Raw genomic sequence first — 15,214 nt, forward strand, 5'->3', positions numbered from 1 at the left:
GGAACGGAGAGCATACTTACTATATTTTCATAAAAAAGTCAATTATTTGTGTTTTCAATTATATATATTAGACTTCTCCAAAAATTAAAAATAAAATCAATTCTTATCAATAAATTGTCAATTACTTTTCCCTATTCCCTATTTTATGGAGATGTCTATTAGATCATCTTTAACTAGGTTATTTTGAATATACATTAGCTTGACTTTTCATCATTTGAAAAATATTATAAAAACCATTAGCACGGGAAGGAGTCAAACTTACTGCTAAACCTGTTTCTTGAATAAAATCTGGAGTGATTTGCTCAATTTCTTCAGGAGTTAATCCATTAATCCCCTCAATTAATAAAGCCACTAATCCCTTCACTAACTGAGCATCAGAATCGCCTTGATACCAAACCTTACCATCATTTAAATTGGCAGTAATATATACCTGAGATTGGCAACCATAAACCTTGTTTTCTGGTATCTTTTCAGCTTCTGGAAAATCAGGTAATTTTTTTGCGTACCAAAGCAGTTGTTCATAGCGCAACTTATTAGAAGATGCCCGTTGGAATTTTTTAACAATACGTTCTAATGATGGTGGTAAAGCCATAGATAGCACTCAAACAAATAAAAGTAATTGTGTAATCAATTAATTATAACAGATTTTTTGTGCGAAGTAAATTGTAGAAAATCTTAAATAAATCTTTAATTAAATATCAGATTTATTGGCAAAAAATACAAGCTTAAGGAATGAATAAATAAATGAACTTGCTATTTAGATTAGATGCCAATTTTTATCTATAAAAATAAAAATAACTATCAACTCAAAGAAGCTATCAAAAGTAAATTACATCACTTTTTATTTGTGAAATAAAGTTTATACTTAATATGAAAATACTTATAAATGAAAATAAGTAAGTATGAATGCTAATGAAATTATTATCAATATAGTAATAGTAATAGTGAGACTTGAAAATAATTTGAAGATTACACTTAGCCCATCTTTGTCTTCTGTCAGGTACAATAGTTAAATAAACTTAACACTAATAGTTGTAATCAAAACTTCTTATGTCTCTTCCTATTCGCAACGTAGCCATCATCGCCCACGTTGACCATGGCAAAACAACCCTAGTTGACTCACTCCTCAAACAATCCGGTATCTTCCGCGAAGGGGAAGAGGTTCCTGATTGTGTAATGGACTCCAACGACTTGGAAAGGGAACGTGGGATTACAATTCTTTCCAAAAATACTGCCGTAAGATACAAGGATACTCTAATTAATATTGTTGATACCCCCGGTCACGCTGACTTTGGAGGAGAAGTAGAACGAGTCCTGGGTATGGTTGACGGTTGTTTGCTCATTGTTGATGCTAATGAAGGCCCAATGCCTCAAACTCGCTTCGTCCTCAAAAAAGCTCTGGAAAAAGGATTACGGCCCATAGTTATCGTCAACAAAATTGACCGTCCCCGAGCTGACCCCCACGCTGCGGTGGATAAAGTTCTAGACCTATTTATAGAACTGGGAGCAGATGATGACCAATGTGACTTTCCCTATCTGTTTGCCTCTGGTTTGGCAGGTTACGCTAAAAAAGAACTGGATGTAGAATCAACAGATATGCAGTGTTTATTCGATGCTATTTTAGATCATGTCCCACCACCAGTGGGAGACCCGGAAAAACCTCTACAGTTGCAGGTAACAACTCTTGACTATTCAGAATATTTGGGCAGAATAGTTGTAGGTCGCATTCACAATGGTGTGATTAGGTCTGGGCAACAAGCAGCAATTGTCAAAGAAGATGGGAGTATTGTCAAATCAAAAATTTCCAAACTAATGGGGTTTGAAGGTCTGGCACGCATTGACATTGAAGAAGCTGCTGCTGGTAATCTTGTGGCAGTTGCTGGATTTAGTGATGCTAATATTGGTGAAACTATTACTTGTCCTAATGAACCTCAAGCACTACCTTTAATTAAAGTAGATGAACCTACTCTGCAAATGACTTTCTCTGTAAATGACTCTCCATTTGCTGGTAAGGAAGGAAAATTTGTAACTTCTCGACAAGTACGCGATCGCTTGATGCGAGAGTTAGAAACTAATGTTGCATTGCGAGTAGAGGAAACTGACTCTCCAGAGAAATTTTCTGTTTCTGGTCGTGGGGAACTACACTTAGGTATTTTGATTGAAACCATGCGTCGAGAAGGTTATGAGTTTCAAGTTTCCCAACCTCAAGTTATTTATCGAGAAGTAAATGGTCAACCATGCGAACCATTTGAACTTTTAGTAATGGATGTTCCTGAAGATGCTGTTGGTGGTTGTATTGAAAGAATAGGTCAACGCAAAGGTGAAATGCAGAATATGCAGGTGGGTACAAATGGTCGTACTCAGTTAGATTTTTCTGTTCCTGCTCGTGGTTTGATTGGTTTCCGGGGTGAGTTTATGCGTTTGACTCGCGGGGAAGGTATTATGAACCACAGTTTCTTAGATTATCGTCCGTTTATTGGTGAAATTGAGGCGCGACGCAATGGGGTGATTATTGTATTTGAGGAAGGTGTGGCAACTTTTTATGCGTTGAAAAATGCTGAAGACCGTGGAGTGTTTTTCATTACTCCTGGTACTAAGGTTTATAAGGGTATGATTGTAGGGGAGCATAACCGTCCTCAAGATTTGGATTTGAATGTGTGCAAAACTAAGCAGTTGACTAACCATCGTTCTGCAACTGGGGATGAATTGGTGCAGTTGCAAACGCCTGTGGATATGAGTTTGGAGCGAGCTTTGGAATATATCGGACCGGATGAGTTGGTGGAGATTACTCCTGAGTCAGTTCGGTTGCGGAAGGTGAGTAAGAAGTTGGTGAAGAGATAATTAATTTTGTAGGGTGTGTAACTTCACACCCTACTAGACTGACACTGCTAATAACAATTGATTGATATCCTCCTGACGTTGCACTTGAGCGACAACATAGACATCTCCAAAAATAAAAGCAATTCTTATCTATAAACTGTCAATTATGTATCCTGTTGCCTGTTGCCTGTTGCCTGTTGCCTCTTTTCTAGAGATGTGTAATGAACCTGTTAAGTAAATACCGAATAAACCCAGAGCAATTATTGTTGTGGGTTCGGGAACATCAACCTTGATAATTTCAGCATATAATATTGCATTTGCTACTGAATCTTCTGGGGAATTAAACACACCAAGAAAAGTATTACCACCGTCACTAGAAAAACCAGCTAATTTCAACGTGTAATCTACTCCAGCAAAGTTAAAAGAATCATTTGTCAGACCATTAGCAGTAAAAAGAAGTATATCTCCATCTAAAACTGGGTCGTTGTAGATGTTAGGAGTATTGAAAATATTGAAGGTGTAGTTGAAGCTTTCTGCATTGTTGAAAGGATTAGTAAAAGACAGTTCAACCTCTAGAGGAAAGTCTCCATTAAAACCATAGTAAGTAACACCATTACGATAAGTTAAATCACCAACAGCAAATAAAGTATTTACATCCGTGCTGAAACTTAAGCCATCATACTGAACATAATTTCTGAACGATGTAGTGGCAGCAATTCCCCAAGTTAATCTGTTATTTGTCCCACCGTTTTCATCGGAGAGAGATTCTACACCAGTAGATACAACGGGTAAACCCCAAGATCCAGATGATGTTCCAGAAAAAGTAATAGCTTGGGCGTTTTCTGTTGCTGCAAATAAGATAGTAGTAGTTGCTACTAAGGTTGTTAAAAGTTTAGGTATGTTCATTATTGATTTACTCTCCTTTTTTTGATTTCTCTGAGGCAATATCAGGATTGAAATTTGAATAGGACAGAGAACTTATATAATTCAGTTTAACACTTATAAAATCAGTAAAAATACGCAATAAGAATCTTGCAAAAAATTCATTCTATTTCTATCTATTTCTATAAAGAATGGCAAATTTGTAGAAATAGGATATAGAATATTGACTATTGAATTTTCATGATAACTAATTATCAAGATATTTATATCGCGTCCGGTTTAATACTTACCGAATAATTAAGGTTTAAAGCCTCTTCTTTTCCAGGAGAGGTAATTGTTAGTTATTAATTATTAATTATTAATTATTGAAAGTGCTTATGCAGTACCTCTATTTGTATTTGCTAATATTATTAAACTCTATAATTTTCCGGAATCGATATTTTAGGATAAGAAGCTACTTTTAACTATCTAAAAAGGACTCTGGAAAATGGAACCGATAGAACTGACGGCAGTAGCGATCGCCTACCACTTTTTAACTAAATATGTGGAAAAAACAGGGGAAGGTTTAGGAGAAAAGACTACCGAAAATTTGGGTAAGTTATGGCAAGGGATAAAAAGAATGCCTGCGAATACTTTTGCTGCTTTGAAACCTGCACGGGAAAATCCTTTTCCTGGAGATTTTGAGCAAGCGATACGGGAAATGGAGGCAGTGGCAAATCAAAACCCTGAACTTAAGCAAGATATTATTGATGTAGTTGCGGTTGCTAAAGAGGAATATCCAGAATATGTGAAAAATCTTGAGGCGAAGTTGGAAGAAATAAAGTCTCAAGGGATAACTGCTCAGAAAATTAGTGCTTTGTTTCAGGGAAGCAGTATTACTGGGGGTTCTGTAAATACGGATAATAATAATAATTCTGTAAGTACGGATAATAATAATAATGTAGTTATTCAAAATCCCACGTTTCAAGGTCAAGTTACCTTTTGACAGCAGTCGTCGGGAAGGGCACCGATAAAGAAAAGTACCCAATTTCAACATCCTAACCAAAAATACTATATTCCTGGGGAGGAAGGTTTAGATAATAAAGTTTTTGTGGGTAGGGAAAAGGAACTTGCCCAACTCCACGAATTGCTAAAAAATCATCAACGGGTTGCTATTGCTTCTATTTCTGGAATGGGGGGTGTTGGTAAAACGGAACTTTCCCGTCGATACGCTCATGCTAATAAGTCTGCTTACCCTGGTGGTATTTGTTGGTTGGAAGTACCTACAGAAAATGTGGGTATTCAGATACTCAGGTTTGCTGAGAATAATCTCGGACTTATTCTACCGGAGGAGGAAGATTTAAAGTTGCGCTACTGTTGGCAAAATTGGTCTGAGGGGGAGGCGTTACTTATTTATAATGATGTGACTGACTACAAATCTCAGGTAAAGCCTTTTTTGCCTCCAGACTTATCTCGGTTTCGGGTACTGCTGACTACCCGTAAAAGTTTTGGCAAGGCATTTCGGGAGTTGCCTCTGGATGTGTTGAAACCTTTGGCAGCGATGCAGTTGTTAAAGTCTATATTGGGTAGAGATAGAGTTTTGCAGGAACCCCAGGAAGCAAAGGCAAGGGAGTTGTTGAAATGGTTGGGTTATTTGCCTCTGGCGATCGAATTGGTGGGGCGGTATTTGGATGAGTATTGGGAGTCTTTGAATAGAGATAATTCAGCTTTGACAAAAATGCTCCAGCGTTTACAGGGAAAAAGTCTGGAACATCGGGCAATGTCTGCTAATGAGTTGATTAATTATCCTCATGGTGTGGCAGAGGCGATCGCTTTGAGTTGGGATAGGTTGGATGCTCAGACTCAAGTAATAAGTTTGTTGTTGGGGTTGTATGCTTTGGCACCTTTTCGTTTGTTTTTGGATAGGATAGAAGATGATAAAGTGTTGGAAGTGTGGGAAATTGCTCTTGGGGATCTGCTAAATCTCCATTTAGTTAAGAATGTTGAGTCTGGGGTTTATAGTTTGCATCCTCTGGTGCGGAAATTTTTGCAGATGAAATTGAGAGAATATCCAGGGGTGGATGAGTTGAAACGTGGTTTTGTTGTGGGGATGGTGGGGGCGGCATGGAAAATTCCCCAGAATATTACACGGGAGCAAGTAAAGGAAGTTGAAGTTGGTATTCCCCATATTGAGGAAGTGGCAAAACATTTGACTGAGTATTTGAGCGATGATGATTTGATTGTTCCTTTTATTAAATTGGGTAGCTTTTATGAATATCAAGGATTTTACTCACAGGCAGAAACTTGGTTAGTCAAGTGTAGGGAAATAGCTGAAAAATGTTTAGACAAAGATAATGCTGATGTTGCGACTCTATACAACAACCTAGCAGGTTTATATAAATCTCAAGGGAAATACCAAGCAGCGGAACCATTGTACCAACAAGCCATTGAAATCCTCAAAATCGCCCTGCCTCCTAATCATCCATCCCTTGCCACCAACCTCAACAACCTAGCAGGTTTATATAAATCTCAAGGGAAATACCAAGTAGCGGAACCATTGTACCAACAAGCCATAGAAATCCTCAAAATCGCCCTGCCTTCTAATCATCCCTATCTTGCCTCCAGTCTCAACAACCTAGCAGGATTATATCGTTCTCAAGGGAAATACCAAGCAGCGGAACCATTGTACCAACAAGCCATTGAAATCGACAAAATCGCCCTGCCTCCTAATCATCCAGATATTGCCTCCAGTCTCAACAACCTAGCAGGATTATATCGTTCTCAAGGGAAATACCAAGCAGCGGAACCATTGTACCAACAAGCCATTGAAATCGACAAAATCGCCCTGCCTCCTAATCATCCAGATATTGCCTCCAGTCTCAACAACTTGGCAAAATTATATTATTCTCAAGGGAAATACCAAGCAGCGGAACCATTGTATCAACAAGCCATAGAAATCGACAAAATCGCCCTGCCTCCTAATCATCCAGATATTGCCACCAGTCTCAACAACTTAGCAGGATTATATGAATCTCAAGGGAAATACTCGGAAGCAAAACCATTATATCTGCAAGCTTTAGCTATTTTGTTTTCACAACTAGGACAAGAACATCCTAATAGTCAGACTGGTTTAGAGAATTATCTCAAATTTTTGCAGCAAGTTGCCAGGGAAAGTCGTCAACAGGAGTTATCAGATGAAAGGAGTTTGCAGATTTTGTCACAAATGGAGAATGAAGCAATTTAGGAAGGCAGAAGGCTTTTTTATAACTGATTATCCGGACATGATATAACTAGGGCTTACCGTTCTAATCTCAAAGCATTGACAACTAAAGGTTTGAGCCTTCTTTAATCCCCAAAAAGTGCGCTGGTTTTAGTCTAAAACCCTCAAAAAGTTAGCATAAAAGGCAAACCTTCGGACAGAAAAATTGAGGGACAATTCTTACTCCTACCTCCTCGCTCATTCCCATTTCTCCTGTCTCCTGTCTCCTGTCTCCTACCTCTACTAAAAGACTTTTGAGCGCAAACCCTAACTATTCGCTCTTATTTGAACAAGATTTTTCATAATGAACTGTTTTTTCAACTGTTTGTATTTCATTAGGAGGTACAGTTCTTTCATCCATATAGTAAATAATTAAACCATCTAATTGTTTTTGACCTTTATGAGTAGAATTCCATTGACGACAAAGATAAGCTGCATAATCAGGATATAATTTTTTTCCTACTGCACGGTTAAGAGTAATAAAATAAACTCGCCATTGAATTGTTTCATAAAGTTCTTGGCGCTGTTTAATATTTGGTTTATCCCAACTAATTGGTTGTTTTTCTGCTAAAACATTGACTGTACTTCCATCTTTTAATTTACCTTCAATGACGTGCCAACCATCATCTCTTGGCGGCGCCGGAGCAAAAATACTCCATGTTTGATCTAAACGAGTCATGTAACCAATAGGATGAATATATTGAAGAGTTCGTCTATTTAGTAGTTTATGACTAGCTGTAATCCAATCATTTTTCTGCTCTTGACGCGAAGCATAGGTTTGTTTGACAAAACTTCTAAAATTCCACATCGTAGTAAGTAGAAGTAAAGTAATAGTAATAAGGTTTAAAATTAAGGAAGGGCAAACTTCAATTGGTCGAAATTTTAAAGGTGCAGTAAACTTGCCTGCAAATTGACGATTAGAAGCAATTGTTTCATAAATTTTAGTACCTAAAGATTTTAAAGGTTGCCATTTTAAGATAGGTACAAGAAAACTAAATAAAGGAGATAAACTCACTACATAAATTATTCCTTCCCATTTGAAGTAACGATTTTGTTGCCAATCTTCTACTACCCAAGAATTTTCGGCTAACATATCCTCATAAATAGATGGATAATCTTGTGCCATTAATATAGGGGTTTTCGGCAAAATTAAGAAGGTACGCAATAAATAAACTACTTTTTTACAAAAACCACAATCAGCATCGTAATAAATGGTTAATCCTTGACGTTGTTGATTTTCTATTTTTTGTTCTGCTTTATCCCAAATTACACTAGGTGTTAATGCTAACCAATTAACAATACTTAGATAACTTAAAATGCCGATGTGAAAACATAGTTCAAAACCAATATGTAATAAGACAAAAGAAACTATTGCTATACAACGAAATAAAGCATTCCGAAAAGGGATAAATATGATTAACGGACCAACCCACTCAAAAATCAGTGCAGAAATAGTCAGTAATTTTAAAATTTCTTGAGGAAAACTCAATAAAAATTGACCAAATGCTGTGGAATATTGGTCAAAACTTAATGAGTAATAAACAGCGTCTCCATCAGGCCACCAAATGTCACTTTTGGTTTTAAAAGCTGCCGACCAAATATAGATATAACAAAGTTGAATTAAAAAAGCTAAAGTTGCTCCACTGCATACTCTTTTAGGTAAAGGATTACGGGCAGAATTAAGGGCACTATCTATTGAATAACAAGCACCTAATGGTAAAAACATTGACCAAAAAAGCATTGCCCGCAACACATGATCTGCGGCAAAAATTAATACTGGATTACGATTATTTAGAGAGATTATTAATGCCCAAGTAGCAATAGTTGCTAGTCTGGTACGATAACCGAATAACATAGCTAAAGCAAAGAATATAGCTACTGCAAATATTAATCCTTGTATGAAGGGATGACCGCTAATTAAATTAATTGACCAATCCCAAGGATTAAGCATATCGATTAGAGCAGAACGTGGTAAAAGTCCATTATCAGTATAATGAGCATTTAAAGCTTGAGAACGAATAATTATATCCGTAAGGGTCATTAACGCTAAACCAATCCGAAATATGGCAAGCGATCGTAAATCTAAACCGATAATTTCATCTAATTTTAAAAGAGAAAAAAAATTGGGTTTGCTCATAATTTACCGAATTATTAATTATGGGTTTGCTGAAAAAGTCTTTTAGTAGGGGGTAGGAGACAGGAGACAGGAGACAGGAGACAGGAGAAATGGTTCGGGAGCGAGGAGGTAGAAGTAAGAATTGTAAGAATGATTTTTCTGCCCAACTTTTGCCTAAAATACGCTCCTTTTTGAGCATGAATAGCTGATAAATTTGCACTTTTTTCGATTCCAAAAAGGAACTTTTTGGGTGCATCTCAATTAAGCGATAAGTAATTGTACTCAATAAATAGGGATTAATAGGGTGTATCTTTAATATGTGCAAAAAAAAATACTTTTTTCCTATATATTCCCTGTTCCCTGTTCCCTAAAAGCGATAAATTTTTGGCTTTATTCACGCATTGAGATGCACCCAACTTTTTTTTATTTGTCAATGCTTTTATATTTAATCAGCAGAGCAATAATTATGGTTTATTAAGCGATTAATTATCAAGAAGTTTTGTACAAGACAGATTAGCAAAACTACCTATTTTGGCGTTGGTGAATTAGTGTATGATATTAATCTTAATTATTTAGGAGTCAGGAGAGAAGAAAGAAGAAGAAAGAGTAGTAAAAGGAGAAAGTTTTTTGTTCGCGCTCTTATTGGAAGGACGGTTTTAACGAGAGGTAATTATCAATTAATTAACCTGTACCTCATTTGCCCGAAATATACTGTAACTTCTGACTTTATTTCCCCGAAATATACTGTAACTTCTAACTTTTGACTTTTGAATTTTGACTTTTGAATTTTGACTTCGTTAAGCTTCTTTTTGCCGCCAAAGTCGCCAAACTGTTGTTACATAATCACGTCCTTTATCTAAATAATCTAACAAATTAATCCCTGTTTTACTTTCTCCTGTAGTGCGAGGTACACAAACATAAGGTACTTCTACCAAATGATAACCTAAACGAAAAGAACGACATAATAAATCAATACAATATTCTCCATAATCACCTTTTAAAGGAATTTTCTTTAATACTTCACTTCGTGCTGCAATAAAACCACTGGTATAATCATGTACTTGATTACCCAGAAATAACATCGCATAATTATTGATAATCCAGCTTAAGATACGAGCCATCATACCATGAGCAATATCTTTTCCACCTTTTATCCAACGAGAACCTACTGCCACATCTGCATTCCCTTCTCTTATTACTTTGACTAACTTAGGTACATCTTCTGGTGGCATAGATAAATCACAATCCATCCAGGTAATAATTTTAGCATCATAAGTAGCGATCGCTTCATTTATTCCTCTTTGAATTGCTGAAGTTAAACCTTTTTCGTCAATACGTTTAATTAATTCTACACCAGATTTAAAACTGTCATCTTGAAGAGAAAGGGGGTAATTATGGGCAATTTCTTCGACTATTTTCCAAGTACCATCTGGAGAATTATCATCTACGACTAAAATGAGATAAGGATGAGGCACGCTAGCTATTAAAGTTTCAATTAAAGGACGAATATTATCTTTTTCATTGAAAGTAGGTAAAACAGTGCAAACTAATTGATTAGACATAATTTTTTTTTTATTTTTTTACTATTTTGGTAAGCATTTCCTCCGGAATGCTGCGCAAACAGCCGTCAGCATTCAGCCATCAGCTATTGCTTCTTTTTAGTTCTAGATAAAAGCTTTACTAATTGAATGAGAATTAAATTTTACTATAAAAGCAGCTTTTAAAGTCTATATATTAAATTCCCCTTATAAGAGCTGAGAGCTGGCAGCTAATAGCTAAATTCTTACCTATTTTGAAAAACTTAATTGCTTTAAGCTGTTGCGCATTTAAATTGGAAATTATAGATATAGATTTTAAAAAGAGTGTTCTGGTCAAGTCTCATTAATTAGGCATAATAAAATTTTTCATTTCTGTGTCTTATATCATCTCCTTTATTTCCCTATTTTCCCTATTTTATGTTCCCTTTAAACTTCATATTTACTATTTCCAAAATAAATGTATATAGCGTTTCTTAAATTAGTGAGATACAGTTGTTTTTCTTTTTGGTAGTCCTACATAGTAATGGTAGATGAGGATGAATAGCGCTGCTTCATGGGAGCAAAATGCTCCCACTACCGTTTCCTTGACCAACATAATTACAATAGACCACCATTACAATGCACCACTACCTTGTTTTTTTATATCCCCTGTTTATCGAATTACTACTCCCTACTCCCTAAAACAAACGAATTTTGTACCTCACCAATATTAGAATTGCTATCTTAACTTATTTCAACAATTTCTCCTTGATAAATAGGATATTTACCATGGGTTCCTAAATTATTTAACTTCACCTGAAATAATTGATTATTTTGACTAAATTGAAGTTTTTCAGTGGCTTCTGTTAATGGACGACAGACACGATGGGGATAACAAATGTAAGTGAATTTATCTAAGCTTTTTTGTAACAATGCTTGAGCTAAATTTAATAAATCTTTGCTTTCTTCAGCACGAAATAATAAAGTTTTTGACGGCAAAGAAAACTCTAATGCTTGGGCTGCGTGTTGATGAGAAACAGCAACCACAGGGTCAGTATTTTTAGCTAAAAACTGAATTGTCGGCTCAATATCTTTGCTGTTTTTATTTATGTATATTGTTCCTAAATATAGGTTTTTGTATATGCCTAAAGCTACAAAAGTCAAAACAGTAAATAAAGCAACATAATAGAATATAGTTGATGATAAATTTTGAAAGTATTGTAATTGTTCAATCACCATCAAAGAAATAAGGGGGAGAAGGATTAATAAATATCTTGGTCCCCATTGTTTTCCTCCAACTGTAAATTCATCAGGTGCTATATCAACTAAAAGAGATACTCCTACCACAAAAAATAAACATATCAAATAAATAATTGTTATCTGATTATTCACTTCTACACTTGTTTTACTCATGAAATAAAACCATAAAATTGTTGCTATCAAAGGAATCAACCATTTTTTTATTTGATTTTTTAGTTCTCTTACACCTCCTTTGATGAATTGAAATCCTGTTATTATTATGCCTATTGACACAAGGGCAGCAATCATTAAATTAACATTCAATAAATCAGGAGAATTTTCTCTGCCAAATAACAGAATGTAAAATATAGGAAAAATGGTTAGAGGAAAATATTCTATTAAAGACTTAGTTAAAAATTGAATAATTATTTTAAATTCTTCGATTCTTCTTGATAGGGAAAATTCTTCCAGCACTAACAGAGAATGAAGACCTAAAAAATATCCATAAATAATTTTGTTCGTTACTAAAAAAGCACCGACCACCAAAAACATACTGATTAAGTAGAAAACTGGTACTTGCAAATTCAGATATAGATCCTGCCAGTTGAAATTATTGGAATTTGTTAAAGCTGCTAGTAAATTATTTTGAGAAAATGCTTGTAAAATAACAACTATTGTCAAAGCACCAACCATAGCGAAAAATTCAGATCTAACCCAAACTGATAATCCAACTAAACATCCAGTGATGATGACATTAAATATAGACATTTGAGGGATAAAGAAAAAACTCATTCCCGCAAAACAAAGGGCAATAGCTAATGTATGTTCCCAATACATCGCACTATATAAAGTTAGATTTGAAGCAAAAATTAGAGCAATTAATCCTAGATTTGTATTAATAACGTTAAAGTTCAAAGATTGACAAATTAAATTAAAAGTTATCCAAACAACCCAGGTAGAAACTACAGGAATCAGATATAAACCTCTATAACCAAAAAGTTTATAGAAAGGCGCAGTAATTAAAGAAAAAGTAAAGGGGAAAGAAATGTAGTAGCGATTATTTAAACAAAAAACAAACGGTTTTTCATAGGGATAAAGTCCTTGATTCCAAAGTTCTTTCACCCATTTTTCTTCAGATGGAATTAAGTCAAAACGCAATTTACCACTACTTAATTGTTTTGCTAATAAAGCTTTTAGTCCAGAATCACCATTAAAAAATGCACCATAAGCGACTTGAGAAAATAAATACAAGGAATAAATAATTCCTGCTAATATTATTAGCCAAGATAATTGTTCTTTGATAATTATCATAAATTTGTCATCCATTTATAAAATAAGGAAGAAGGAAGAAGGAAGAAATAAAGAAGAAAAAAAAGGGTGGGGAAATTATATAAAGAGGTAGCTTCTACCATTGGAGAGAGCTAATTTTAAAGTAAGCATTTCCTGCGGAATGCTGTGCAAACAGCTATTAGCGGTCAGATAGCCTCCTGCAGAGGAACTGGGTTATCAGCAATGAAAATAAACATAAATAGCTAAAGTTAGCTGATGATTAATCCTTTTCCCAGGCTTTTAATTATCGCTCAATCTTAATTTTAATTCCTCGTTTAAATACAATAAATGATGAAATTTCATGGCAGAATGCTAGCGACTGAATGGTTAAAAATTTAAGCATAAATCTCTACCTTTCCATTTTGTATAATTCTTTTTTTAAATTGGTATAAAACCTACGACTTGAAAACCTAATACCAATTCTCAAAAACTTTGCTCTACTTGAAATTTCTATTTCTAAATACTATTTATTGACGTGATGTAAGCCTTTAATCATCTTTGCTATTTTGAGGCTTATTTTGACACTTTCCAAATATAGCATTACTCTTGATAAATGGTATAATATCGTGTCCGGATAATTAGTGATGAAAAAACTTTCTCCTCTTTTTCCCTCCTGACTCGGTCTTCCTGACTCGGTCTTCCTCCTTTATTATTTATAACTATTCAACCGGACATAATATAACACCTAAATACCTATTAATATAATTAAGCAAAAATTGTTTTTAATGATTTTACAACTGTTTGTATTTGTTGGTTACTTAAAGCTAAACCACTAGGAAGATAAAATCCACGTCTTGCTATATTTTCAGCTACAGGGCAAGATTCTTGCTTAAATAATCCCATTTTTTGGAATACTGGTTGTTCGTGCATACACCAGAAAAAAGGACGAGTACCTATTTTTTGTTCGCGCAATTTTTTCATTGCTTCTTTAGCATCAAAAGAAACAGAATCTTTGAGTACAACCCCATAAACCCAGTAAATATTATCAGCATATTCTGTTTTTGTCAGAGGTAATTCTAATTCAGAAACATCTGCTAAAAGTTCAGTATAAAGTTTACCCATATTTCGCTTACGCTGGATAAATTCATCTAACCTTTCTAATTGTGCCAAACCTAATGCTGCTTGTAGGTTAGTCATGCGTAAATTCCAACCTAATTCTTCATGGATAAAACGTTGTTGTGGTTGAAAACAAAGATTTCTCAAAGACCGACATTTTTCAGCTAGTATTTCATCATCAGTAACAATCATTCCTCCTTCACCAGTCGTAACGTGTTTAACGGACAGCAATCTCAAATCCTAGTTTTTCCTACCTGACGCGTAAGTCTTGTATAAATTAGTTTGGCTTCCTCATTAATAATACCACAAAAATTCTAGCCTAATCGTTCATTTTTCTGCTCACCTATCCGTTCATTTACTTATTCAAAGTGTCCATTACCTATTCAAAATAAAAAAATAAGTAGAACGGTGCAAAAAAACAGAAGTATGTAACGAAAAGTAAATTTGCCAAAAACTATCTTCCCTTCTGCCTCCTGCCCTCTGCCTCCTGCCTTTTCATAACGATAATTTTCAACACCTACCTACTTAGCTTAGGCTAAAGACATTAGGGGATAGCACAGAAAAACTACATCAAGTAGATATGAGTTATACCATGTCCGGATAATTAGTGATGAAAACACTTTTTTCCATATCTCCTATCTCCTGTCTCCTGTCTCCTCCCTAATTATTTATAATTGTTCAACCGGACATGATATTAGTCCCAGTCCAGGTTCAAGTCTATAGCAGGGAATAGGCAACAGTGGGAAAAACATTCCTCTGTCTTGCTGTCTAAGGTTGATCGTCAGTCTGTGTCCTAAGCAACTCGTTCTTTGCTACAATAAATAAAGAGTAAACAACTTGTCCGAATACAATGCTTCCTTGTTTGCCTAGCATTTCGTAAGAAAGTAAACCAGGGAAAACGCATCTAATTTTTTTGACAAATGACTAAAAACCCAATAATGCCCTTGACCTCACAGGGTTACAAGCAGCTCAAAACCATTATTGGATAAGAGTTCAAAGGACATTTAGCTGGGTCTT

At 35.2% G+C, this 15,214-nt stretch carries 9 protein-coding genes; 3 read left to right on the forward strand and 6 right to left on the reverse strand.

Features of this window, described 5'->3' with window-relative positions; translation table 11 throughout:
• Window positions 1-178 precede the first annotated feature (178 nt).
• The gene (locus F6K06_RS19425; RefSeq protein ID WP_124144247.1) at window positions 179-592 is read right to left on the reverse strand and encodes a SufE family protein; all 414 of its coding nucleotides are present in this window, start codon (window positions 590-592) and stop codon (window positions 179-181) included.
• A gap of 458 nt (window positions 593-1,050) precedes the next feature.
• Between F6K06_RS19425 and typA the strand changes: the two genes are divergently transcribed.
• Complete coding sequence (typA, locus tag F6K06_RS19430; RefSeq protein WP_124144246.1) at window positions 1,051-2,841, forward strand: translational GTPase TypA; 1,791 nt, start codon at window positions 1,051-1,053, stop codon at window positions 2,839-2,841.
• 129 nt (window positions 2,842-2,970) lie between these two features.
• Here the strand turns inward: typA and F6K06_RS19435 are convergent, their stop codons facing one another.
• A complete protein-coding gene (locus F6K06_RS19435) occupies window positions 2,971-3,726 on the reverse strand; it encodes a choice-of-anchor K domain-containing protein (RefSeq protein ID WP_124144245.1) in 756 nt (251 codons plus the stop codon).
• Window positions 3,727-4,189: 463 nt separating this feature from the next.
• On the opposite strand from F6K06_RS19435, the gene F6K06_RS19440 reads away from it, so the two are divergent.
• Entirely contained in the window at window positions 4,190-4,687 is a 498-nt protein-coding gene (locus F6K06_RS19440; protein WP_124144244.1) for a hypothetical protein, read from the forward strand.
• Between the two features lie 105 nt (window positions 4,688-4,792).
• A complete protein-coding gene (locus F6K06_RS19445) occupies window positions 4,793-6,925 on the forward strand; it encodes a tetratricopeptide repeat protein (RefSeq protein WP_287242830.1) in 2,133 nt (710 codons plus the stop codon).
• 286 nt (window positions 6,926-7,211) lie between these two features.
• Here the strand turns inward: F6K06_RS19445 and F6K06_RS19450 are convergent, their stop codons facing one another.
• From F6K06_RS19450 to F6K06_RS19465, 4 genes are all read right to left on the reverse strand, one after another.
• Window positions 7,212-9,077, reverse strand: coding sequence for an HTTM domain-containing protein (locus F6K06_RS19450; protein ID WP_124144243.1), 1,866 nt, complete (start codon window positions 9,075-9,077; stop codon window positions 7,212-7,214).
• A gap of 776 nt (window positions 9,078-9,853) precedes the next feature.
• On the reverse strand, window positions 9,854-10,618 hold the full coding sequence (locus F6K06_RS19455; protein WP_124144242.1) for a polyprenol monophosphomannose synthase: 765 nt from the start codon (window positions 10,616-10,618) through the stop codon (window positions 9,854-9,856).
• 699 nt (window positions 10,619-11,317) lie between these two features.
• Window positions 11,318-13,123, reverse strand: coding sequence for an LA_3751/LA_3752 family putative glycosyltransferase (locus F6K06_RS19460; RefSeq protein WP_124144241.1), 1,806 nt, complete (start codon window positions 13,121-13,123; stop codon window positions 11,318-11,320).
• A gap of 723 nt (window positions 13,124-13,846) precedes the next feature.
• On the reverse strand, window positions 13,847-14,428 hold the full coding sequence (locus tag F6K06_RS19465) for a DegT/DnrJ/EryC1/StrS aminotransferase family protein (protein WP_287242836.1): 582 nt from the start codon (window positions 14,426-14,428) through the stop codon (window positions 13,847-13,849).
• Window positions 14,429-15,214 lie beyond the last annotated feature (786 nt).

It is taken from the genome of Okeania sp. SIO1H4 (assembly GCF_010672695.1).
Lineage (GTDB): Bacteria > Cyanobacteriota > Cyanobacteriia > Cyanobacteriales > Microcoleaceae > Okeania > Okeania hirsuta.